This is a genomic window from Bradyrhizobium sp. MI1.4 (assembly GCF_055811315.1).
Map to the genome: position 1 here is coordinate 1 of NZ_JBVVPP010000024.1, position 22778 is coordinate 22778.

Annotated in this window: 17 protein-coding genes, 1 tRNA gene, 2 pseudogenes and 1 riboswitch; of the genes and pseudogenes, 13 read left to right on the forward strand and 7 right to left on the reverse strand. The window is 62.8% G+C overall.

Translation table 11 applies throughout. The features are described 5' to 3' along the window. Positions 1-859: 859 nt before the first annotated feature. Together AC0L23_RS23725 and AC0L23_RS23730 are read left to right on the forward strand one after the other, a co-directional pair. Complete coding sequence (locus tag AC0L23_RS23725; RefSeq protein ID WP_162847274.1) at positions 860-1033, forward strand: hypothetical protein; 174 nt, start codon at positions 860-862, stop codon at positions 1031-1033. A 2745-nt stretch (positions 1034-3778) separates the two neighbouring features. After that, positions 3779-4102 (forward strand): annotated as a pseudogene (locus tag AC0L23_RS23730) (cyclic nucleotide-binding domain-containing protein); the annotation flags it as partial. A gap of 49 nt (positions 4103-4151) precedes the next feature. Here the strand turns inward: AC0L23_RS23730 and AC0L23_RS23735 are convergent. The 3 genes and pseudogenes from AC0L23_RS23735 to AC0L23_RS23745 form a co-directional block, all read right to left on the reverse strand. Next, the gene (locus AC0L23_RS23735; protein ID WP_473357451.1) at positions 4152-4628 is read right to left on the reverse strand and encodes a 2Fe-2S iron-sulfur cluster-binding protein; all 477 of its coding nucleotides are present in this window, start codon (positions 4626-4628) and stop codon (positions 4152-4154) included. A 75-nt stretch (positions 4629-4703) separates the two neighbouring features. Beyond that, a pseudogene (locus AC0L23_RS23740) lies at positions 4704-4983 on the reverse strand (aldehyde dehydrogenase family protein); the annotation flags it as partial. A gap of 274 nt (positions 4984-5257) precedes the next feature. Further along, positions 5258-5332 (reverse strand) — tRNA-Gln (locus AC0L23_RS23745). Positions 5333-5585: 253 nt separating this feature from the next. Between AC0L23_RS23745 and AC0L23_RS23750 the strand changes: the two genes are divergently transcribed. After that, positions 5586-7364 (forward strand): acyl-CoA dehydrogenase, encoded by a 1779-nt coding sequence (locus tag AC0L23_RS23750; RefSeq protein WP_085361379.1) that lies wholly within the window; start codon positions 5586-5588, stop codon positions 7362-7364. A gap of 91 nt (positions 7365-7455) precedes the next feature. Here the strand turns inward: AC0L23_RS23750 and AC0L23_RS23755 are convergent, their stop codons facing one another. Then, complete coding sequence (locus AC0L23_RS23755; RefSeq protein ID WP_473357447.1) at positions 7456-8697, reverse strand: MFS transporter; 1242 nt, start codon at positions 8695-8697, stop codon at positions 7456-7458. A 245-nt stretch (positions 8698-8942) separates the two neighbouring features. On the opposite strand from AC0L23_RS23755, the gene AC0L23_RS23760 reads away from it, so the two are divergent. The 8 genes from AC0L23_RS23760 (at position 8943) to AC0L23_RS23795 (ending at position 18064) form a co-directional block, all read left to right on the forward strand. Continuing rightward, the gene (locus AC0L23_RS23760; RefSeq protein ID WP_018456264.1) at positions 8943-9701 is read left to right on the forward strand and encodes an enoyl-CoA hydratase-related protein; all 759 of its coding nucleotides are present in this window, start codon (positions 8943-8945) and stop codon (positions 9699-9701) included. A 200-nt stretch (positions 9702-9901) separates the two neighbouring features. Then, positions 9902-11560 carry a bifunctional metallophosphatase/5'-nucleotidase gene (locus tag AC0L23_RS23765; protein WP_018456263.1) on the forward strand — a complete coding sequence of 553 codons (1659 nt, stop codon included), beginning with the start codon at positions 9902-9904 and terminating at the stop codon, positions 11558-11560. 133 nt (positions 11561-11693) lie between these two features. Next, positions 11694-12623 (forward strand): histone deacetylase family protein, encoded by a 930-nt coding sequence (locus AC0L23_RS23770; RefSeq protein WP_085352539.1) that lies wholly within the window; start codon positions 11694-11696, stop codon positions 12621-12623. 73 nt (positions 12624-12696) lie between these two features. Then, entirely contained in the window at positions 12697-12948 is a 252-nt protein-coding gene (locus AC0L23_RS23775) for an exodeoxyribonuclease VII small subunit (RefSeq protein ID WP_007594646.1), read from the forward strand. Positions 12949-13546: 598 nt separating this feature from the next. Next, positions 13547-15475: a 1-deoxy-D-xylulose-5-phosphate synthase gene (dxs, locus tag AC0L23_RS23780; protein ID WP_026233122.1), complete on the forward strand. Its 1929-nt coding sequence runs from the start codon at positions 13547-13549 to the stop codon at positions 15473-15475. Between the two features lie 33 nt (positions 15476-15508). Next, complete coding sequence (locus AC0L23_RS23785) at positions 15509-16063, forward strand: nucleoside 2-deoxyribosyltransferase (RefSeq protein WP_085361377.1); 555 nt, start codon at positions 15509-15511, stop codon at positions 16061-16063. 26 nt (positions 16064-16089) lie between these two features. After that, positions 16090-16824 carry a TlyA family RNA methyltransferase gene (locus AC0L23_RS23790; RefSeq protein ID WP_085384123.1) on the forward strand — a complete coding sequence of 245 codons (735 nt, stop codon included), beginning with the start codon at positions 16090-16092 and terminating at the stop codon, positions 16822-16824. Further along, entirely contained in the window at positions 16817-18064 is a 1248-nt protein-coding gene (locus AC0L23_RS23795) for a class I SAM-dependent RNA methyltransferase (protein ID WP_085361376.1), read from the forward strand. Before AC0L23_RS23790 ends, AC0L23_RS23795 begins: the two co-directional genes overlap by 8 nt. Here the strand turns inward: AC0L23_RS23795 and AC0L23_RS23800 are convergent, their stop codons facing one another. Beyond that, positions 18065-18667, reverse strand: a complete 603-nt coding sequence (locus AC0L23_RS23800; RefSeq protein WP_085361375.1) for a hypothetical protein — start codon at positions 18665-18667, stop codon at positions 18065-18067. A gap of 167 nt (positions 18668-18834) precedes the next feature. Here AC0L23_RS23800 and AC0L23_RS23805 point away from each other — a divergent pair, with 167 nt between their 5' ends. Further along, entirely contained in the window at positions 18835-19893 is a 1059-nt protein-coding gene (locus tag AC0L23_RS23805; RefSeq protein ID WP_018456255.1) for a class I SAM-dependent methyltransferase, read from the forward strand. Positions 19894-20292: 399 nt separating this feature from the next. After that, positions 20293-20676, forward strand: coding sequence for a hypothetical protein (locus AC0L23_RS23810; RefSeq protein WP_201263223.1), 384 nt, complete (start codon positions 20293-20295; stop codon positions 20674-20676). A gap of 4 nt (positions 20677-20680) precedes the next feature. Here the strand turns inward: AC0L23_RS23810 and AC0L23_RS23815 are convergent, their stop codons facing one another. Together AC0L23_RS23815 and AC0L23_RS23820 are read right to left on the reverse strand one after the other, a co-directional pair. Beyond that, entirely contained in the window at positions 20681-21313 is a 633-nt protein-coding gene (locus tag AC0L23_RS23815; protein WP_018456252.1) for a hypothetical protein, read from the reverse strand. A 175-nt stretch (positions 21314-21488) separates the two neighbouring features. Then, positions 21489-22373: a DUF1194 domain-containing protein gene (locus AC0L23_RS23820; protein ID WP_473357448.1), complete on the reverse strand. Its 885-nt coding sequence runs from the start codon at positions 22371-22373 to the stop codon at positions 21489-21491. 286 nt (positions 22374-22659) lie between these two features. Further along, a riboswitch (Fluoride riboswitch) is annotated at positions 22660-22737 on the forward strand. Positions 22738-22778: the final 41 nt, after the last annotated feature.

The window sequence follows — 22778 nt, forward strand, 5'->3', positions numbered from 1 at the left end:
CAGCGGGGTTTCAGGCAAGGCGCCGAGGCTACGGAAGTGGTCGACTATTTCTCGGTGAACCTCGATCGCAGCCCACGGACCCACCCGTAAATTTCCCAAGTGTTCGAAACGAGGCGCGCTGGTTAACTGGTACGGGTGAGCACCGCACCATGAAAACGCCGAAGCCAAAGCAATGGACCGACCGCGAGGTCCAGCAATTGTCGAAGCTGGCACGGACGGGCGCTGGCGTATCGAAGATTGCAGCCGAGCTGGGCCGTCACGCAGGATCAGTGAGGCGAATGGCGCGAACGATAGGGGTATTGTTGAAGAAGTAGCCGTCGAGGAAGCTCGCGCATGCCCCGCCCGAAGGAGCGCAGCACGGCTGACCTACAGGCCGGAACCACGACTAATGTCCCGCACAAGCCTGAGCGCGGCGCCAGTATTTCGACCATAGAAGAGCGTCTGATCGAGCTGCGAAAGAATGGTCAGCCCAAATCCCAAATAGCGTGATGGCAATGCCTCTAAACATTGTCGTGGACCGGGTTGAACGGTGCAGTGCAAGTTCAAACGGCCCCGGCCGCAGGTTGGGAGGAACAGCCGGGGCCGGTATTCCCATTCCATGTGCCGCAATCGGCGGTAATCGGCACGCACCTAGCAAGCCAGATAAAAGCTAACGAATTGTTTCGTAAGTCCCGAATTCGGAGCGAAGCGCTGCTTTGGTGTTGCAACGGCAACGCGCTTCGCAACGCAACATAGCGCGAGCGCCGCCCGTACTTGTACGGAGGTTGAACCAAACTTCTTGCCGTTGCTTGTCGTCCATATTCAACGTCTACTTCAGATTGATTTTGTGACGATCCGATTTTTCAGACGAGGCCGGTCCATGAGCGTCAAAGCCATGATGGCGACTATCCTCAAGAACCAACTGACATCGCGCGGAGTGCATTCGCTGACGCATTCGGACTGCGCGGAGATCGTGGAGCACTTGATCGAAAAGCTCACTGAGCTTGAGCTTAGTTTAGCGCGAGAAGTAGCCAACAACCAGAAACTGCAGTAGCACGAAGCATGATGAGCAATCGAGACTGACAGCGGCGTGATTGCTGATCCGTTCCGCTGCCCGATGGCCGCAGTCTGAACACGCTGCACGTCGCCACGACCGACGACGCTCTCGGCGCGCGAGCATGATGCGCCGGCATGGTGCCCTAACGACATTGATGCTGTTTGTGGCACTATCGGCGCAGGTCGCGCCCATGGGCGAGAGACCGTCTCGATTAACCCGACCGAGATGTGTAGAGCGCCGACAGCGACCCAACTCACGACTAGGTGAGTAGGCCATGTGCTTACAAGGCAGAGGCCCCGGAGTGCCTGAGGCGGACCTCTTCCCTCATCAATTAATCGTCGTCCCGGTCGTGAGGATGGTGTTCGAGGTGGTGCTCATGGTGATGGTGCTCTGCCCCACCTCCGTTCACACCTTTTGCCCCAGACGCGGCGATGGCGTTTGACGTGAGTGAGGTCGATAGAAGCAAGGTCATGGCGGGCGGCGTTACGGCCGCAAATCTACCGCAGGTCTTCAAAAATTCACGTCGATCGTCATCTTCTGTCGAGGTATGACATCCACGTCACGAACGTCTTCGGACCGACAGAGGTACCACATTATTTTCAGTTATCCGAATTTAATTTGTTAAATGTATTTAATCGATCATGCAACGAAGGCAGCTTAATATTCGGGGTTGGGTGAATCCGAACGTGACCTCCTCAACGGCGGTGGCGCTCTTGAGTATGTCCAGAGCAGTGATCCGTCGGGAACGGATGGGAGTATCGTCCTAATTAAATGGACAGCTTCTTGATGTTGTTGTAATTTCTCGGGTTTCAGCTTCGGAACTGATGTTTTGGAGCAACTCATGCCGGAGTATCGAGCCTACATTCTTGGATCGGACGGCCACATACAGCTTCGCCTTGAACTTGATTGCGTCGACGAACCAACGGCGAGCGAACGAGCCAAGCAGCTCGTTAACGGCCAAGACGTCGAGCTTTGGGAAGGCGCGCGCAAAATCGCGACATATAGGTCAGAAGAGTAAGGTCGCCGACACTGGCGCGCTGGACCAACCCACATTTCGATTGCCGCGACGAGTATCTTGCTCATAGGGGCATAAGCGCACACTGCGCGTCATTCGTGGTCGCCGTTGCTTCGGGGGCAATCGTCTCCCGGCGCGAGTAATCATTCGCCTCTGTGCGTGCTTGAGGCTCTGTTCTTTCATTTGCACAAGCGACGTTGCATTCTTGGAAATGGGACGACAGCTCAAGCTCAGCCAAGTGCTCCCAGTATTCTGCTTCCGCGAGGAGCTTCCATTTATTCACGCCATTGTACGCTGCTTGTTGACGACACAGCGAACCCATCGCGCGTAAGCGTCGCACCTTCTCCACTGCGGACCCCCTTCGGCTTGTTTTTGACAAACCTGTTATTTCTGAGTGTCAGAGTTAAAGTCTCGCAGATTGAAATGACAAGCCCGGTGTTTGACTGGTTTTATGACAGCGCAATAGTCTGACTTTTGCCGCTAGCGTGCATCCGGTTGAAACATTGACTAGATCGATAAACCCCGCTCTTCCGACTGCCCGCAATCCCCCTCGCGGAGGCGCTTAGGAAGGTGGCGGCTCCAGTCCGATGACTGGAGCCTTTTGTCCGCCATCCATCAAAGCAGGTGAGCAGTCCCAGCGCTGAGTGCAATGTCGAGTGTCAGCGCCAGAGCGTCGTCCGCCTGTGCTCTGCGCAGGCATGCAATAAGGTTCGCACCAGCAGCAGTGAACTTTTGAGCGATCCTTCTTCGATTATGGTTAGCTTTTCATCACTCCGACGTTTGATCCTTACTTTGTCTCGCCGCATTGGACCACGAACCTGCTCGACGACCGATGCCAATTGATCAACACAACCCCCGCTATTGCGCGAGCCTCGGAGGGCTATCAGTTACTGCAACTTGGACACTAAGAGCCCGACACACGCAACGAGCGTTGCCGTACTCAGGGTCAAGAGCTGCTCGGTGCGGGCTTGCAGATAGCGGTTAGCAACCAGCTGATTCAGTTGGTTTCGAAGCCCCTCAGATCGAATTTGCTGGAATGCCAGTTCGCAGAGCGCTCACACCATCTAATGGGACGTAAGCTCTGACAGATTACGACAGGCGCAAGCAGGAGCCTTAAACGTTTATGGACGTGGATCGATCTGGAAGATGATCGACATGGACCGGACCGAGCGCTTCTTTGCCGGAATGACTGTCGTGGTCACGATCTGCCTCTGCGCCGCGTTTACGATGTGGATGCTCGTTTGAGCCGCCACTCATGCTGCCAACGGAGGCGCCCTATTTCGGTGGCTGCCATCTTGGCAAGGTCAGCCACTCGGTTACTGAGACGTGATTTCGTTCTGCCGGACCTTCCTAAGCAGACTGTCTCGTTTGTGTCCTGGCGGAAATGACCGGACTTCATCACGTAGCTGTTGAGCTTCTAGGTCAAGCCGAGCCCCACACTTCCGAGATCGCCGCGGCGTTTGCCGCGTCCCGGGAACCGGACCCTATGGTATTACCCATGCGCATTTCGCAATTGTGCAGCGGCGCGCTGGGACCTAACTCCTCAATCACCCTGAGAGACAACAATTCGCCTCCGAGGGCGTGTGGTTGGAGTTTTTGAGATTGAGAGCTTCCGCAGCTGAATTGGACTTCGGGGCGCGAGGCGTAGGCGGATTCAAACAAAGTTCGAGTTGGCCGCCCTATGACGCTCGAAATGCGATGCGGCGGATCGTTCGAGGTAGGCCGCAGTGACGCTTCCCGCCGAAATTGGCAACCGACTTCTGGCAACACTGCCGGCGGCGGACCTCGAACTGCTGGCGCCCGAGCTAGAGATGGTAGCGCTCGATCGGGATGCGGTCGTCTCGCAGGCGGGTGACCAGACCGAGCACGTCCTCTTTCCTCATAGTGGCGCCATTTCTGTGATGATCGACATGGCCAACGGACAGACGGTCGCCAGCGCCGCAATAGGGCGCGAGGGAGCAGTAGGCACTGTTTCCGTGCTGGGGCTGTCCCCTTCGGCCGTTACCGCCGCCGTTCGTGCCGCGGGCATCGCCTCGCGAATCCCCGCATCGGACAAGGCGCACGTTCTGTCATTAGACGTTGGCAGTCGGTTGGGCCTATTTAGAGGTCCAAGGTCAGCTTTTTCGACTTTGCACCCGAATAGCAAATCATGATCGTCTTGTTTGTCTCTTGTTCCTGCTTGCTCAGAAACTGCTCGCGGTGATCCGGCATGCCTTCGATCACGCGTGTCTCGCAGGTTCCGCAGCCACCTTCCACAAGCGAAATTCCTGAATCGATCAGTGCATCCAGGAATCGACTTCCCGGGCTCAACGGCAACCGTACGATATCGAAACATAACGGCCGTGCCCATCTTCCAACCCAAGATCGCGCGAACCATCGGTTTGCTTCAGCGACGCGGAGCCATCTATCCACGGCCGCACGGGTTTCTCGCGACAGATTGATTTCGGCATGGCCTGGAGAAATATGAGATACCGCTCCACATGTCGGGCGAACTGAACTCACGGGCCAACTCAGCCAGCCGTCAAAGCCCCGACCTTGAGCCAGAAGGTGTTCTGCGGATTCCGACGCGTGTGCCATCACGGCCGGAAACACTTTTGCATTGGCGGACGCTAGTCGTGACGAGCGCCAAGACCCGATGCGACGAGAGCAACTTCATGAGTAGAATCCGAGAACGGCCTTTGTCTCGAGATATTCTTCCAAACCCCTCTAGGCCGTACTCCCGGCCGTTGCCGGAAGGCTTGTATCCACCGAAAGGTGCGTTCGGGTCCCAGTCAGGATAGTTCACATGGACCTGACCAGACCGGATCTCTCCGGCTACGGCCCGCACCGTTTCCATATCCGTGCCCTGCACGTGGGCGCCGAGGCCGTAGACAGTGTCGTTGGCGATCTCGATCGCCTCCTCCACTGTGTTGTAGGAAATGATGGACAGCACGGCGAATTCCGCACCAATGCATTATTTCGACTGCTTGTCCGATTGTTCGCTGTAGTACCCTATCCTACGATGAGGGCGTAACAGACCACCCCAAGTAGCCTCGGCGGTATATACTGAGATGAAAGCCACGGAGATAGGCCACTATGGTCGATGTAATGCACGACGCCGTTTAGTTTGATTCGGGAACGAGCATCAGAAGCTCCATTTCCAAACGCGTTCAAAAAATTCGGCGGCATCAGAGCTGCTTACATAACGAACTCAGCAGCTTAAGCGCTGGCTGGGGCGGGAGGGATCGAACCTCCGAATGGCGGAATCAAAATCCGCTGCCTTACCACTTGGCTACGCCCCATCAGGCCCTCGGGAAACGGCGGCGACAGGAGCGTCCGCGGATTCCCTCGAGTGGTGCCGGTCTATAGGGAGAGGCGCGGCATTTCAACCGCCCGGAGGGGCAAAATACCACAGGCGCCGGTGGCGCCGCGCCATGCCTTACAGGAGCGCTACGCCAGCCCGTTGCCGACGGGCGTTCCGCCACCCTCCTGACAGTTGAGACCTCCCCCGTTTCATGGGAATACGGCGCCAAGAACTGTCCACGGGAGTGAGCCATGACCTACCGCGCGCCGATCTCTGACATGCTGCTGTCGCTCAACCACGGCGCCGGCCTGAAAGCTGCCATGGAGGCCGGCCATTACGGCGATTTCGACGGCGATATCGTGAGCGCCGTGCTGGAGGAAGCCGGCAAGTTCGCAACCGACGTGCTGGCGCCGCTCAACAAAGTCGGCGACGAGCACGGCATCAAGCTCAGCGACGGCAAGGTCACGACCGCGCCGGGCTGGCCGGACGCCTACAAGCGCTGGACCGAGGGCGGCTGGAACGCGGTCTCCGGCCCCGAGGATTTCGGCGGCCAGGGCCTGCCGCTCGCGATCAACGCCGCCTGCAGCGAGATCTGGAGCGCCGCCAACGTCGCCTTCGGCCTCTGCCCGCTGCTGACGGCGTCGGCGATGGAGGCGCTGGACGCGCATGGCAGCGACGAGCTGAAGAAAATCTATCTCGAGAAGCTCGTCTCCGGCGAATGGACCGGCACGATGCAGCTGACCGAGCCGCAGGCCGGCTCCGATGTCGGCGCGTTGCGCACCCGCGCCGAGAAGCAGGCCGACGGCACCTATCGCATCAAGGGGACGAAGATCTTCATCACCTACGGCGAGCACGACATGACCGACAACATCGTGCATTTCGTGCTGGCGCGCCTGCCGGACGCGCCCGCAGGGACCAAGGGGATATCGCTGTTCCTCGTGCCGAAATTCATGGTCAACGAAGACGGCTCGCTGGGTGCGCGCAACGACATCTTTGCCTCCGGCGTCGAGCACAAGCTCGGCATGCATGCCTCCCCCACCTGCACCATGACCATGGGCGATCATGGCGGCGCGATCGGCTTCCTGGTCGGCGAAGAGAACCAGGGCATGCGCTGCATGTTCACGATGATGAACCAGGCCCGCCTCGGCGTCGGCCTCGAAGGCGTCGGTGTTGCCGACCGTGCCTATCAGCAGGCATTGTCGTACGCACAAGAGCGCAAGCAGGGCCGCGCCCTCGGCAACAAGGGTGACGGTTCCGATGCGATCTTCGTGCATCCCGACGTCAAGCGCATGCTGATGCGGATGCGGGCGCAGACCGCTGCGGCGCGCACCATCTGCTATGCGACCGCGGTGGCGATCGACGTCTCGACGCGTGCCAGGGATCCGAAGGTCCGCGCCGACGCTGCCGCGCGTGCGGCATTGCTGACGCCGATGGCCAAGGGCTATTCGACCGACATCGGCAACGAGGTCGCCTATCTCGGCGTGCAGGTGCATGGCGGCATGGGCTTCATCGAGGAGACCGGCGCGGCGCAGCACTATCGCGATGCCCGCATCACCGCGATCTACGAGGGCACCAACGGCATCCAGGCCATCGACCTCGTCACGCGAAAGCTCGCGGCCAACGGCGGCGCGTCGGTGTGGGCGCTGCTCGACGAACTCTCCGCAATCGTGAAGCAGGTCGAAGCCTCCAACGATCCCGCCTTCGGCACCACGGGCGTGAAATTGCGTGAGGCACTTGAGGCGCTGACGCGCACCAGCAAATGGCTGCTGGAGCGGCTTCCTTCCGCGCCGAACGAGGCGCTGGCCGGCGCGACGCCGTATCTGCAACAGTTCGGCGCCACGCTCGGCGGCTGCATGCTGGCGTCCGAAGCGCTCGCCGCGAAATCCGACGGCATCGCGGACGCCGGGCGCTACGTCTCGCTGGCGCGCTTCTTCGCCGAGAACATCGCCGTGCAGGCCGGCGCGCTCGAGCGCACCGTGACGGAGAGTGCGGAGTCGGTCGCCGCAGCGGATGCGGTGCTGTTGGGGTAGCCGGGACGCGTAGCCCGGATGGAGCGCAGCGCAATCCGGGGCCATCATTGCTGGTGACACGAATTCCGGATTGCGCTGCGCTCCATCCGGGCTACGAAGCCGCAAGCTTCGTACGTCGCCCCGGCCGCCATAGTACGACGCTCGCCGCCACCACGTCGAGCACCACGCACATCGCAAACGCGCTCGTGTAGTCGCCGCTTACGCTGCGCACGAGACCGACGATGCCGGGGCCGAAGGCGCTGACAATGCCGCTGATCGAGGTGCCCAGCCCCATCGCAGCGGCGAAGGCGCTCGCGCCGATCTCCCGCTGGATGATCAAGGGCGGAAACGTGATCATGTTGCCGATCGAGAAACCGTAGACGGCGCAGCACACGAGCAGCACGGTCGGATTCGTGCTTTGCAGAAGCACGAACAGCGCCGCCGCCTGGCTCGTCATCGATGCCGCGCAGGCGAGCCGCGGATCGAGCCGGTCCACGAACAGGCCGAGCGAGAGGCGCCCGACCACCGCCATCGCCGCCATGACGGTGACGGCAAGGCCCGCACTGGCGCGGCCGATCAGCGGTTCGAGGAACGTCACCTGATGGATGATGAATCCCATCTGCGCCAGCAGCGCGACCGCGATCGGCAGCACCATGGTCCAGAACGCCGCGTTGGCGAGCAGCGTCTTGCGTGAGTGAACCGAAGGCAAGGCAGTGCCGCCAGTGGATGAATTCCCACCCGACGTCGGCGGCATTTCGGTTCGCCACCCGGTGAAGATGACCACCACCGGCAGCACCAGCACCACCATCGCCAGCGTGGCCGCCAGCATCGCGGAACGAAAGCCGATGCTGCCGCTCAGCGACAGCAGCAGCGGCACGAGCACGATGCCCCCGCAGGTCGCGCCGTTGTAGGCGAGGCTGAGCGCGAGACCGCGGCGCCGTTCGAACCAGGAGTTCAGCACGGTCGCGATCACCACCGTGCCCATGCCGGTCCAGCCGACCGACATCAGCGCATAAGCGAGATAGAGCTGCCACGGCGTCTGCAGCAGCGCCAGCAGCACCGTCGAAGCGCCGAGCGCCGACAGGCCGCACAGGATCAGCGACCGCAGCCCGATGCGGGCGAGCAGATCGTCGGTGAAGATGACGAGGACGGCAGTCAGGAGAAAGGAGAAGGTGCTGGCCGCGGAGACCAGCGTGCCCGGCCAGCCATGGGCGCGCTGCAGTTCCGCGAGATAGACGCCCTGACCGTACAGGCCGAAGCCGAACATGAAGAAAGCCATCAGGAAGCAGGCCAGCACGACGCGCCAGCCGCGATAGTGCAGCGAGGATTCGTCAACACGAGTGGCGGCAATCATCAATCGGGCAATCGGCCAAATGGAACGGCGCGAGGCGATCGTGCACCACAACCAGTGGTTTTTCAATCGAAAATGGCGGTTGATCATTGCAACGCGGAACACGGCGGCGAGCGTGATGCGCCCGTCTCGGGCGAATTCGGTCTCCAAAAGGTCGCGCTAGCGCATTGGCACGCCTGCAAGATGATGTAGGCTGACGTTTCGCGAGTCTAGCAATGTCAGTATCGCGGCGACCGCAGGGGCCCCTCATGCCGAATGGCAATATCGTCGTCAGCGAAGAGCGCGGAACGCGCGTGATCACCCTGCGCCGCCCGAGCAAGAAGAACGCGATCACGCAGGACATGTATCGGGAGATGAGCCGCGCGATCGACACCGCGCAGAACAATCCCGACATCCGCTGCATGATCATCACCGGGGGCTCCGGCGTGTTCACCGCCGGCGACGACATCGACGATTTCATGCACGCCGACACGTCGCGCCCCGAGACGCTGTCCGACGGCGCCAAGTTTCTCTATTCGCTAGCTCTCAACGCCAAGCCGGTGATCGCGGCCGTGGACGGCGCGTCGATCGGCATGGGCACCGTGATGCTGTTCCATTGCGACTATGTGCTGGCCTCGAACGCGGCGACCTTCTCCGCGCCCTACATCCATCTCGGGCTCGTGCCGGTCGGCGCGTCCAGCCTCTTGATGCCGAACACGATGGGCTACCAGCGCGCCTTCGCCATGCTGGTGATGGGACGGACTTTTACGGCCGCGGAAGCGCATGCCGCCGGCTTCGTCAACACCGTGGTCTCGCCGGGTCATACCGAGGTCGAGGCACGCAAGGTGGCGCGCGATATCTGCCGGCTTCCCGCCGAAGCGGTCGCGATCTCGCGCAAACTGCTCCGCGTCGCATCCGAGGAGCTCACCCGCCGCATCGATCAGGAGGCCCATCTGTTCGGCGAGCGGCTGAAGTCGGAAGAAGCCACCGCCGCGTTCAACGCGTTTATGAACAGGAAGAAGCGGTAGGCTGTCTTCCCTCTCCCATGGCGGGAGAGCCTGGCTCGCCGCAAAGCGGCGAGACGGGTGACGGGTTCTATCCGCGAGTCGAACTCACATTTGAATTTGCGGAGACACCCCCTCATCCGGCGCTTCGCGACACCTTCTCGAGAAGGGGAGAAGGAAGAAAGCTTCGTGAAATCTTCGTGCGGAACGACTAGTCTGGTTTCATGCAACATGTTCTCCGGCTGACCGTCTTCTCGCTCGCGCTCGCCGCCCTGCCCGCGTCCGCCCAAACCGCCGCACCCGTCGAGCTGCGCATCCTTGCGATCAACGATTTCCACGGCAATCTGCGCCCGCCGCCGGGCGGCATCCGGATCAGCGATCCCGAGGACAAGGCCAGGAAGGTGATGGTGGCGGCCGGCGGTGCCGAATACATGGCGACGCTGGTGAAGCAGCTGCGCGAGGGCCACAAGAACACGATCTTCGTCGCCGCCGGCGACCTGATCGGCGCGAGCCCGTTCCTGTCGGCGATGTTCCACGACGAACCTTCGATCGAGTCGCTCTCGATGATGGGGCTCGCGATCAGCTCGGTCGGCAATCACGAATTCGACGAAGGCAAGACCGAGCTCCTGCGGATGCAGAACGGGGGCTGTCATCCCGTCGACGGCTGTCAGGGGCCGCATTCCTTTACGGGCGCCAGATTCCGCTATCTAGCGGCGTCCACCATCGAGACGGCGACGGGCAAGAGCGTGCTGCCGCCTTACGAGATCAGGGAATTCGAAGGCATCCCCATCGCCTTCATCGGGCTGACCTTGAAGGACACCGCGGGCATCGTCTCGCCATCGGGCATCACCGGCCTCGAATTCCGCGACGAAGCCGAAACGGTGAACGCGCTGGTGCCGCAGCTGAAAGCGGGTGGGGTCGAGGCGATCGTAGTGCTGATCCACCAGGGCGGCGAGCCGGCCGGCGACTACAATGAATGCCCTGCTATCACGGGGCCGATCGTCGACATCGTGAAAAAAATCGATCGCGCCGTCGACCTCGTCGTCAGCGGCCACACCCATCGTGCTTATGTCTGCGATATTGACGGGCGGCTCGTCACCAGCGGCGACAAATACGGTACTCTGGTCACCGCGATCGACCTCAAGCTCGATCCGGCAACGCGCGACATCGTCAGCGCTAGGGCCGAGAACGTCCTCGTCGCCAATGCCTCGCTGCCTAGGGATCCCGAGCAGACCGCATTGATCGACGCTTACGACAGGCTTTCGGCGCCGATCGCCAATCGCCCGGCTGGATCGGTGACGCAGACGCTGTCACGCGTGCCGAACGAGGCCGGCGAAAGCCCGCTCGGTGACGTCATTGCGGACGCGCAGCTGGCCGCGACCAGGGACGCCAAGGACGGCAGCGCCGTCATCGCGCTCACCAATCCCGGCGGCATCCGCACCGACATCGTGCCAAAGGAGAACGGCGCGATCACCTTCGGCGACGTTTTCGCCAGCCAGCCGTTCCGCAACCGGCTCGTCACCATGACGCTCACGGGCAGCCAGCTCAAGGACATGCTGGAGCAGCAATGGCTCGATCCGAAGCGGCCGCGGATTCTCCAGGTCTCGAACGGGTTCAGTTACGCCTGGGATGCGGCGAAGCCATACGGCGAGCGCGTGATCAACGAGAAGATGACGCTCAATGGCAGGCTGATCGAAGCCGGAAGCGGCTACCGCGTCACCCTCAACGATTACCTCGCAGTCGGGGGCGACGGGTTTACGGTCGCCAAACAAGGCACGGGGCCGCAATATGGCGGCTACGACGCTGACGCGCTGTTCGCGTTCTTCCGGGCGCACGGACCGATCGGACCGCTGCCGCTGAGCCGCATCCTGCGCGTGAATTGATCCGGATCAAACAGGCCGCTCCGGGACACCCTTTGCCATTCCCGGGGGAACGCATAGATTGGGTTTTGCATTTGCGTTTTGGCGCCGGATGCGCCAAGCGACATCGAGAGCCCGCATCCCATGAGGCCGACTGATGAGTACGCTTCTCCTCTCCCACAAGGCCTGCCTCGACCACGTCACGCCGCCGGGACACCCTGAAAGGCCGGACCGCCTGCGCGCGGTGGAGGAAGCGCTGTCGCATGAGCGCTTCCAGTTCCTGGTGCGCGACCAGGCCCCGGAGGGCGATCTCGACTTCGTCACGCTCTGCCACAACGAGCACTACGTCACGGAGCTGCGCCACATCGCGCCGACCAGCGGACAGGTCTATATCGATGGCGACACCTCGATGTCGCCTGGCACGTGGGAAGCGGTGATGCGCGGCGTCGGCGGCGCGGTCGCGGCGACCGAAGCGGTGATGGCGGGCGAGCATCGCAACGCCTTCGTCGCGGTGCGCCCGCCCGGCCACCACGCCGAGATCGGCAAGCCGATGGGTTTCTGCTTCTTCGACAACGTCGCCATCGCCGCGCGCCACGCGCAGCGTAAATACGGCATCAAGCGCGCGGCCATCGTCGATTTCGACGTGCATCACGGCAACGGCACGCAGGATATTTTCTGGTCGGACCCGACCGTGATGTACTGCTCGACGCACCAGATGCCGCTGTTTCCGGGCACCGGTGCCAAGAGCGAGCGCGGCGACCACGACACCATCGTCAACGCACCGCTCGCCTCCGAGGACGGCGGGCCGGAATTCCGCATCGCGTTCGAGAATCTGATCCTGCCGCAGCTCGAAAAATTCAGCCCGGAGCTGCTCGTCATCTCTGCCGGCTTCGACGCGCATTATCGCGATCCGCTGGCGTCGCTGAATTTGCGCGCGGAGGATTATGCCTGGGTGACGCGTAAGTTGATGGACCTCGCTGACAAGACCGCCGGAGGGCGCGTTGTTTCTGTGCTCGAGGGCGGCTACGACCTGCAAGGACTGAAAGAATCTGTTACGGCGCATGTCGGCGCCCTGATGGGCGCCTGACACACCCGCCACATTGCGCCCGCAAAACTTTGCTTTCTCCGACGTGAAGCGAATCGGGCAATCGGAAACTTATATGGCCGAAAATACCCAAATCGACATCTCCAGGCTGACCTTCGAACGCGCCATCGAGGAGCTCGAAACGATCGTGAAACGGCTCGAGGACGGCAAGGTGCCGCTCGAGGAATCCGTGACGATCTACGAGCGCGGCGAGGCCCTGAAGCGCCGCTGCGAGGAGTTGCTGCGCCAGGCCGAGGCGCGCGTCGACAAGATCACCACCGATGCCAGCGGCCAGGCGACCGGCACCGCGCCGCTCGACGTCCAGTAAGGGCCGCCTTCAAAGCCGCCTATCTCACGCAGCGCGCACCGGCAATTTTTCATGATCGCACGCCGCCGTCGGCGTTGCTGCTGCCTGATTCCAGGGAACCGGCGCTCCGGAGATTATGGAACCTCCCTCAGAGCGCCCCTTGTCCTCCTGAATCCGGCCTAAAAATAGCTTCCCCACGCGAAAAACCTTGCCGAGGAACCGGGCTAGCTTGGAACCCTTCCGATGGCGCCAGGATTAACGACTCTGGCCCGCGGGTTGCAGGTGCATGCCCGTAATCGGGCCCAGCGGGTTGGCTTTGGCCCAAGCTTTGGTGTAAAGCTGCGCGGAGTGTGGCTTTTTGTAAGCCTTGCGTGGGCACTGATTACCGACGACAAGCGCTTCAAACTGCTGATGAATTGGCTGGGATGGACGAAGCCGATCTAAGTGACAGGGATCACAGAGACTGAACCGGAGAGCACTTAAGCTCACCTAAGCTTGAAGACGGGGCTTTGCCCCATGCAGGTGGCTCCGACGGTTTAAGGACTCGCGCTGCGCCGATATTGAGCAAACCCATCGCGCGCCGGAACGATCTTCCGGCGCTGACAAATTGGAAATCGCCGTGAACGCATATAGTAAAACGCCGCTTCTCGACACCATCCGGACGCCGGACGACCTGCGCAAACTCAAGGTCGAGCAGGTTCGCCAGGTCGCCGACGAGCTGCGTCAGGAGACCATCGATGCCGTCTCGGTGACCGGCGGTCACTTCGGCGCAGGCCTTGGTGTGGTCGAGCTCACCACTGCAATCCATTACGTCTTCGACACCCCGCGCGACCGGCTGATCTGGGACGTCGGCCACCAGGCCTATCCGCACAAGATCCTCACCGGCCGGCGCGATCGCATCCGCACGCTGCGCACCGGCGGCGGCCTGTCCGGCTTCACCAAGCGCAGCGAGAGCGATTACGATCCGTTCGGCGCCGCGCATTCCTCGACCTCGATCTCCGCCGGCCTCGGCATGGCGGTCGCGCGCGACCTCTCCGGCGGCAAGAACAACGTTATCGCCGTCATCGGTGACGGCGCGATGTCGGCGGGCATGGCCTATGAGGCCATGAACAATGCGGGGGCGATGAACTCGCGCCTGATCGTCATCCTCAACGACAACGACATGTCGATCGCGCCGCCGGTCGGCGCGATGAGCGCCTATCTGTCGCGGCTCTACTCGGGCAAGACCTATCGCACGCTGCGCGATGTGGCCAAGCAGATCAACCAGCGCCTGCCCAAGATCCTCGCCAACCGAGCCAACCGCGTCGAGGAATATTCCCGCGGCTTCATGATGGATGGCGGCACGCTGTTCGAGGAGCTCGGCTTCTATTACGTGGGCCCGATCGACGGCCACAACCTCGACCATCTCCTGCCGGTGCTGAAGAACGTGCGCGACATGGAGACCGGCCCGATCCTGCTCCACGTCGTGACGCAGAAGGGCAAGGGCTACGGCCCGGCGGAAGCCTCCGCCGACAAGTACCACGCGGTCGTCAAGTTCGACGTCGCGACCGGCACCCAGGCCAAGTCCAAGCCGAACGCGCCGGCCTATCAGAACGTATTCGGCCAGAGCCTCGTCAAGGAAGCGGAGAAGGACGACAAGATCGTCGCCATCACCGCGGCCATGCCTTCCGGCACCGGCGTCGACATCTTCAACAAGGCGTTCCCGGACCGCACCTTCGACGTCGGCATCGCCGAGCAGCACGCAGTGACGTTCGCCGCCGGTCTCGCCACCGAGGGCTACAAGCCGTTCTGCGCGATCTACTCGACGTTCCTGCAGCGCGGCTACGACCAGATCGTGCATGACGTCGCGATCCAGAGCCTGCCGGTTCGCTTCGCCATCGACCGCGCCGGCCTCGTCGGCGCCGACGGCGCCACCCATGCCGGTTCGTTCGACAACGCCTATCTCGGTTGTCTGCCGAACATGGTGATCATGGCCGCGTCCGATGAAGCCGAGCTGGTGCACATGGTTGCAACCCAGGTCGCGATCAATGATCGTCCGAGCTCGCTGCGCTATCCGCGCGGCGAAGGCCGAGGCATCGAGATGCCCGAAGTCGGCATTCCGCTCGAGATCGGCAAGGGCCGCATCGTCCGCCAGGGCAGCAAGATCGCCCTGCTCTCCTTCGGCACGCGCCTCGCCGAATGCGAGAAGGCCGCCGACGAGCTTGCAGCCCACGGCCTTTCGACCACGATCGCTGATGCGCGCTTCATGAAACCGCTGGACACCGAACTCGTGCTCAAGCTCGCGCGCGACCACGAGATCCTGATCACGATCGAGGAAGGCTCGGTCGGCGGTTTCGGCTCGCATGTCGCGCAATATCTGACCGATCAGGGCGCGCTCGACAGCGGCCTGGTGCGGTTCCGCACCATGGTACTGCCCGACGTGTTCCAGGACCACGACACCCCGGCGGCGATGTACGGTCGTGCCGGTCTCGACGCCAAGGGCATCGTCGCCAAGGTGTTCGAGGCGCTCGGCAAGGACGTCAAGGCCGAGACGGTCAAGCTCGCCTGATAGCGAGCTTCGACCTTCCGCGAAGCAGCTGTGATGAGAATCTATCTGGCAGGCCCCGACGTGTTCCTGCCAGATGCGGTCGAGATCGGCCGGCACAAAGTCGCGGTCTGTGCCGCGCACGGCGTCACCGGCCTCTATCCCCTCGACAACGAAATCGACCTCGCCGCGCCCGACGCCTCGCGGCAGATCTTTTGCGGCAACGAGGCGATGATGGACGCGGCCGATGCGATCATCGCCAACCTCACGCCGTTCCGCGGCGCCGGCGCCGATCCCGGCACCGTCTACGAGCTCGGCTACATGGCCGGCCGCCGCAAGTTCTGCCTCGCCTATTCCAATGACGGTGCCGCCTATGCCGACCGTGTCAGTCGCTTCATGGACGTGACGTCCGAAGACGGACGGCTGGTCGATGCGCAGGGGCTGACGGTCGAGGATTTTGGCCTCGTCGATAATCTCATGATGATCCACGCGCTGGAGCTGCATGGCTGCCCGCTGGTGACGCCGGCGCAGATGCCGATCGACGTCTGGCACGATCTGGCCGCGTTCGAGGCTTGCGTCCGGATGGCGGCCGCGCGATTGATCGCTACATAAGCGCCTCAGGCGTCTTCGGAGAGATGATGTCCCCTGCCCGCAAGCGCGCGGATGTTCTGCTGGTCGAGCGCGGCCTGTTCGAGAGCCGGGCGCGGGCGCGCGCGGCGATCGAGGCCGGGCTCGTCACCGCCGACGACAAGCAGGTCGCAAAGCCGTCGGAGACCATCGCCGAGGACGCCGTGATCCAGGCCGAGCCCGCGCACCCCTACGTCTCCCGCGGCGGCGTCAAGCTCGCCGGCGCGCTGGAGCGCTACCCGATCGAGATCGAGGACCATGTCTGCCTCGACGTCGGCGCCTCCACCGGCGGATTCACCGAGGTACTGCTGGCGAATGGCGCGAGCCTCGTCTTTGCCGTCGATGTCGGCACCAGCCAGTTGCATCCCTCGCTGCGCGGTCACGCCAAGATCGTGTCGATGGAAGAGACCGACATCCGCGCCTATGACGGCAAGCGCCTGCCGGCGCGGCCCGATGTCGTCGTGATCGACGTCAGCTTCATCTCGCTCAAGACGGTGCTGCCCATCGCGCTGTCGCTGGCCGCCGCGCCGATGAGCCTGCTGGCGCTGATCAAGCCGCAATTCGAGGCGGACCGGAAGCACAACAAGAAGGGCATCGTCCGCGACGCCGCCGTGCACCGCGAGATCTGCGACGACATCGCCGCCTTTGCTGCCTCGCTCGGCTGCACCGGTATCGAGGTGTTCCCGTCGACGATCACCGGCGGCGACGGCAACATCGAATTCTTCCTGGGCGCGCGCCGTGGTTGAGCGCGTGACGATCGATCACGTCGGCCATCGCGGCGACGGCGTCTCGCTCGACGCTGGCGATGCCATCTATGTGCCCTACACGCTCGGCGGCGAGACCGTCGAAGTCGATCATGTCGTCGGCAATCATCCCGACCGCCGCAAGCTGCTGGTAGTGGACGTCGCCAGTCCCGAGCGCGTCGCGCCGTTCTGTCCGCATTTCGGCGTCTGCGGCGGCTGCGCGATCCAGCACTGGGCGACTGAACCGTATCACGCCTGGAAGCGCGGCATCGTGGTCGAGACCCTGGCCCAGGCCGGCATCGACTGCGAGGTGACGCCGCTGGTCGACGCTCACGGCGCGGGGCGCAGGCGCATCACGCTGCACGGCCGGTTCGGCACCCATGACATCCTCAAGGTCGGCTTTTCGGCTGCCAGCGCGCACGACGTCATCCCGATTGATCGCTGCCCGATCCTCGATCCCGGGCTCGAGGGTGCACTCGATGCCGGTTGGGCGCTCGCCGAGCTGCTGACGTCCAAAATGCCGGTGACGAAACCGCTGGACATCCAGGTCACCGCGACCGCCAACGGTCTCGATGTCGACGTGCGCGGCTCCGGCCCGCTGCCCACGTCGCTCGTGACGGCGCTGTCGCGCGTCGCCGAGCAGCACCGCCTGGCGCGGCTGACACGGCACGGCGAACTGGTGCTGCAACGCCTGCCACCGACCCTGCAGATGGGCCGCGCCGAGGTGACGCTGCCGCCGGGCTCGTTCCTGCAGGCGACCGTCGCCGGCGAAGAGACGCTCGCGTCGCTGGTCGCCGAGCGCATCGGCAAGGCGAAGAACGTTCTCGATCTCTTCTGCGGCGTCGGGCCGTTCGCATTGCGGCTCGCCGAGAAGGCCCGCATCACCGCCCATGACAACGACGCCAGCGCCATTGCAGCGCTCGCAAAGGCCGCGCGCACGCCGGGTCTCAAGCCGATCAAGGCCGAGCCGCGCGATCTGTTTCGCCGTCCCCTGGTGGCACCGGAGCTGCGCGATTTCGACGCCGTCGCGTTCGACCCGCCGCGTCAGGGCGCGCAGGCGCAGGCCTTGAAGCTCGCCGCGAGCAAGGTGCCGGTGGTGGTCGCGGTCTCCTGCAACGTCGCGACCTTTGCCCGCGACGCGCGGCTGCTGATCGATGGCGGCTACAAGATCGACGTAGTCGTGCCGGTGGATCAGTTCCGCCACACGCCGCATGTCGAACTGGTGGCGAAGTTCACGCGCTAGTTAGCGCCGAAGGCCACTCAACGCCGGCGACTCGCCGGGCAGCATGTTCGATCTGAGATCGCTATCCATGCGGCCCGAGTCCTGCTGGGTGAAGCCGGCGCCGAACGACAGGCTGAGGTTGGAGGTCGGCTTGAACTCGACACCCGCAAATGCGCCGTAGCCGGGCGAGGCGCTGGAGGTGAGCGGCGCAAGCGAGCTGCCAATGCCGCCGCCGTATTTCAGGGTGTCGAACCCGGCAAAGAACGTGACGGGCATGCCCCCCGCGGTCTTGGTGTTGTAGCCGAACTGCGTGCTGTCGTAGGAGAGCGCGCTGAAATTGCCGCTCAGTCCGGCCGGGCTGAGGCCGCTCCAATTGAGATTGCCATGCTGGCTGCCGACAAAGAAGCCGTTCGCAGAATTGCTGCGGCCGCTTGCGTCGCCGCCATTGAAGCTCGGGAAAATGCCGTAGCTATCGGCGCTCTGGCCGGCAACACCGCCGAAGCCGAAAGGTCCGCCGGGGATCCAATATTGCAGGGGTGCGGCTTGCGCATGAGCCGGCGCTTCGCCGAGGCAGAGCAGGGCAAGAAAAACCGCGAGACCGCAAGAGGGTGTAAGCCTGAACATTCAAATAACCGTCGCAAAGCTTGCGAATTATACCCACCAGACATCATGAATGCCAGCATAGCGACACCATTCTTCCCTGAGTTCCGGGATCACGTTTTTCTGCCAATTTGAACTTCCCCCATGCCGGATTGACCCACCTAAGGGGGCGCGTCAGCACGGAGGCTGTCATGGAGGTCAATTCCGACAAGTTGAATGCCTTTATGGGCAAGATGGTCACCGAATTCGGGGCGGCGATGAATGCGTCGCTGGTCCTGCTCGGGGACAAGCTCGGTCTCTACCGTACCCTTGCCGCCAAGGGACCGATGAACTCGTCCGAGCTCGCAAGCGCCACCGGGACGGCGGAGCGCTACGTCCGCGAATGGCTCGCGAGTCAGGCGGCGTCCGGCTACATCGAATACGATTCCGCTTCGGCAAAATTCTCGATGCTACCGGAGCAGGCGATGGCGCTTGCCGATGAGGACAGTCCGGTGTTCCTCGGCGCGTTCGGCAATGTCATTGCCTCGGCGTTTCTCGACGAGCCGAAGATCTCGGACGCATTCAAATCCGGCAAGGGCGTCGGCTGGAACCGGCGCAGCGAGTGCCTGTTCTGCGGCACCGCCCGCTTCTTCCGGACCGGGTACATGCATCATCTGGTGCAGGAATGGTTGCCCGCGCTCGACGGCGTCGTGGACAAGCTGAAGCGCGGCGCCAAGGTCGCCGATGTCGGCTGCGGGCACGGCGTCTCGACACGGCTGATGGCGGAAGCCTTCCCGAACTCCCGCTTCTACGGCTTCGACTATCACGAGGGTTCGATCGAGGCCGCGCGAAAGGCGGCCACCGAAGCCGGATTGGGCGACCGGGTCAGCTTCGCTGTTCATTCCGCCAAGACCTATCCGGCCGAGGGCTATGATCTCGTCTGCTTCTTCGATTGCCTGCATGACATGGGCGATCCCGTCGGCGCCATCGGCCACGTGCGCGAGACCATGGCAAAGGACGGCACCTGCATGCTGGTCGAGCCGTTCGCAGGCGACCGCCTCGAGGACAATCTCAACCCGGTCGGGCGGGTCTATTATGCGGCGTCGACCATGATCTGCACGCCGGCCTCGCTCGACCAGGAGGTGGGCCTCGCACTGGGCGCGCAAGCGGGCGAGGCAAGGCTGCGCAAGGTCGCGCGAGAGGGCGGACTGACGCGCTTCCGCCGCGCCGCTGAAACGCCCTTCAATCTGATTCTGGAGGCGCGGATCTGATCTTCCGATTCCGGCGCGTGGCCGCGGCATATGCCATGCCGATGCTGCAGCCACGCCCGGCGCCGACACCCTCCCTCGCTCGCCGCAACGTAAGCTGGCGATCGGACAAGGCGACGCGAGTCCGTCATGACGGGAGGACGACGAAGCCGCTCTCCATGAATTTGCGATGGCGCTGAATGGGGGCCGTGGATCATCGGAGGTGCCTGGCTGTCCGTTGGCGGACAAAGGGTCGACCTGCTCTATCGCAACGCCGACGCTGTGTCGTCATGGAATCCTGTCGGGCCGGCATCATCACCATGGACTACCAACCCGGCCATCCACACGGCTTCTGCTCGGCGATCTGGATGGGCGAGATCGCATTGCCAACCACTGCGCGATCCGCAAGACCTGATCAACCGGTTGAAATCGATCGCGCTGCCCTACCCGCAACCGTTGTGGAATGCTCTGATCCGGCGCTTCCAGTGGGAAATCCTCTTCGGCATCGAGAATGCGGAGCTTGCGGCCGCACGTAACGAGCAGACCCATTATCGCCGGATGCGTCTACCGGTCGCTGGCCTGCGTTGCGCAGATCGTGTTCGCACTGAACGAGCGCTATCTCATCAACGAGAAGGGTGCGCTATGGAAGCAGCGCGGTTACCGCTGACAATTCCGTATCTGGACGAGCAGGCGACGGAGATCTGGCGACTGATCGGCAATGGCGCTTTGGCGACCGCCTGCGACGTCTTGCGTCAGATCGACCGGCAATTGAAGGCGCTGACGCGGTCCAGCGAGCAGCAGCCGTGATCTGCTACGCCGTCCTGTCCACCGAGGACGATGTATCCGACGGCGGATATTTGGTCACGGGCACCACGAAGGACTTGTTGCGGACCTGGTAGATGATCTTGCCATTCTGCCCGTCGTCGGTCGCAATCTGCGCCTGGCCGAACATGATGACGTTCTTGTAGACGGTGCCGGTGCCCTGACGGGTGACGCCATCTGTGGTGACGCTGACCTGCGCTTCGTTGCCGTTGACAGCGAGCACCCTGAAGCTCGCGCTCTTGCCATTGTCACTGGAATAGCCGCCCCAGCTTCCCATCAGGCGGCTGTCGGAGGCCGGCGGCGCCTGCTTCTCGAGAGTCGCGGTCTGCTTGCCCGCGCCTGCAGATGACAACAGCACCAGACTCTTGCCGTCCTTGGTGCCGACCGTGACCGTGCCGAAGGTGAGAAGCGAACCGGCGACCTCGCCAAAGCCGCGCTCGGTGCGCCCGTTATGGGTGTACTCGACTTGCGCCCGGGCCCCGCGGATGTTCACGACCTTGAAGCTGACGGGCTGGTTGTTGCCAGCCCAATTGCCCTTCCACTCACCGAGCAGGGAGCTCTGGTGATACACTCGCTCGAGAGCGGGAGAAATCTGGCTGGTGCTCGAGGTGACGATGGCCATTGGGTTGCTCGGCGGATGTGTCTGACAGGCCCGCTTCTTTCGCGCCCCGACAGCAACGTCAGAACCTTATCCGGAAACAAATGAAAGCAGCCGATTAGGGCCACGCAACGGTAAACGCATGGTTAAAATTCCATCGCCGGCAAATAGGGCAAAAGGTCTCGTCCGGTGGCCGCGCTCAGCGACCCCAGCGGTCCGACCAGATCTTCTCGCCGATCATGCAGTTCACACGCGGCTCCTTGTCCTTCTCCGCAACCCGCATCACGGGACGCTCCGGCATACGGCCCGCAACCTCCATCAAGAGCTTGGTGCGGATGGCTTCCTTGAACTTATCGCGGTCCTTGATCGTGATGACGAAGGAACCGGGGCCGCCGATGACGCAATCCTCATAGTAGAAATCGAGATTGTCGATATCCATAGTCGAGTAGGAGGGTTCCTTGACCATGATCGGCAGGCCGTTGATGACGATACCCTTCTCGATCGCTGCGTCGCGCGCAATCGTGACCGGAGTGCCATTGTTGTTGGGACCGTCGCCGGAAATGTCGATCACGCGGCGCAAGCCCCGATAGGGATCCTCGTCGAACAGCGGCATCGCGAAACTGATCGCGCCGGAGATCGAGGTGCGCGAGGCACGCCGGATCGGCGTCTTCAGGATTTCGGCGGCGACGGCATCGGCGGTCTCCGGTCCGTCGACCAGCCGCCACGGAATGATGATCTTCTGGTCGGTCGAAGCGGCCCACTCGAAATAGGTCACCGCGATCCGGCCGTTCGAGCCCAGCTTCAGCGCCTGCAGGAATTCCTTCGACTGGATCGCCTGCGCATAGCCTTCACGCTGGACCGCGAGCTCGTCCATGTCCATGGAGTAGGAGACGTCGACGGCGAGGATCAGCTCGACATCGACCGTCTGCGCGTCTCTGTCGGCTGCTTGCCGCTGCGGCTGATTTTTGAGTAGCGCCAGTCTGGGCGACTCAAACTTGGGTCCTGGTGCCGCGATGCCCGCGACATCCCCTCCGGCGAACATGCCGGTCACCAGCACAGCCCCGATCGAGAACAGCAAGCGCATCGCAGCCTCCCGTCGTATGACCTGATGGTGACATGCAATCGCCTTGCCGCAAAGTCCGAAGATCGCTCGCGCTTCACATTCCGGTTAGGCATTTGCCAGTTAGGCATTTGCAGGCGGAATTGCGAAGCAGTACGCAAAGCGGCCGCGATGTTGCCGCGCTCGCGCCGCTGGACTGCGCGATCGCTGGCGCCGGCATGCCGTCATGTGCGGTCCGCTCCCGGACTGACGGGCCACTGGACAGCGCACCTCGCCCACTTGTCCGGCGCGATTTCCATGTTAGGCTGGCCGGACAGATGGGGATGGAGTCCCCCGACAACCGCCCGGCGGCCTGTGACCGTAGTGGGCTGATGACTCCTGCTTGAGGAGAGGCAATTTCTAGGCCTCTGCCTTCGGCGGGAGCATGGA

What these genes read in the sequence shown, in the direction of transcription:
- AC0L23_RS23790 (WP_085384123.1), top strand. Translation starts at nt 16,090, where the DNA reads ATGTCCCCTGCCCGCAAGCGCGCGGATGTTCTGCTGGTCGAGCGCGGC.
- AC0L23_RS23755 (WP_473357447.1), bottom strand. Translation starts at nt 8,697, where the DNA reads ATGATTGCCGCCACTCGTGTTGACGAATCCTCGCTGCACTATCGCGGC.
- AC0L23_RS23820 (WP_473357448.1), bottom strand. Translation starts at nt 22,373, where the DNA reads ATGCGCTTGCTGTTCTCGATCGGGGCTGTGCTGGTGACCGGCATGTTC.
- AC0L23_RS23815 (WP_018456252.1), bottom strand. Translation starts at nt 21,313, where the DNA reads ATGGCCATCGTCACCTCGAGCACCAGCCAGATTTCTCCCGCTCTCGAG.
- AC0L23_RS23775 (WP_007594646.1), top strand. Translation starts at nt 12,697, where the DNA reads ATGGCCGAAAATACCCAAATCGACATCTCCAGGCTGACCTTCGAACGC.
- AC0L23_RS23735 (WP_473357451.1), bottom strand. Translation starts at nt 4,628, where the DNA reads ATGGCACACGCGTCGGAATCCGCAGAACACCTTCTGGCTCAAGGTCGG.
- AC0L23_RS23785 (WP_085361377.1), top strand. Translation starts at nt 15,509, where the DNA reads ATGAGAATCTATCTGGCAGGCCCCGACGTGTTCCTGCCAGATGCGGTC.
- AC0L23_RS23725 (WP_162847274.1), top strand. Translation starts at nt 860, where the DNA reads ATGAGCGTCAAAGCCATGATGGCGACTATCCTCAAGAACCAACTGACA.
- AC0L23_RS23750 (WP_085361379.1), top strand. Translation starts at nt 5,586, where the DNA reads ATGACCTACCGCGCGCCGATCTCTGACATGCTGCTGTCGCTCAACCAC.
- AC0L23_RS23800 (WP_085361375.1), bottom strand. Translation starts at nt 18,667, where the DNA reads ATGTTCAGGCTTACACCCTCTTGCGGTCTCGCGGTTTTTCTTGCCCTG.
- AC0L23_RS23770 (WP_085352539.1), top strand. Translation starts at nt 11,694, where the DNA reads ATGAGTACGCTTCTCCTCTCCCACAAGGCCTGCCTCGACCACGTCACG.
- AC0L23_RS23805 (WP_018456255.1), top strand. Translation starts at nt 18,835, where the DNA reads ATGGAGGTCAATTCCGACAAGTTGAATGCCTTTATGGGCAAGATGGTC.
- AC0L23_RS23765 (WP_018456263.1), top strand. Translation starts at nt 9,902, where the DNA reads ATGCAACATGTTCTCCGGCTGACCGTCTTCTCGCTCGCGCTCGCCGCC.
- AC0L23_RS23760 (WP_018456264.1), top strand. Translation starts at nt 8,943, where the DNA reads ATGCCGAATGGCAATATCGTCGTCAGCGAAGAGCGCGGAACGCGCGTG.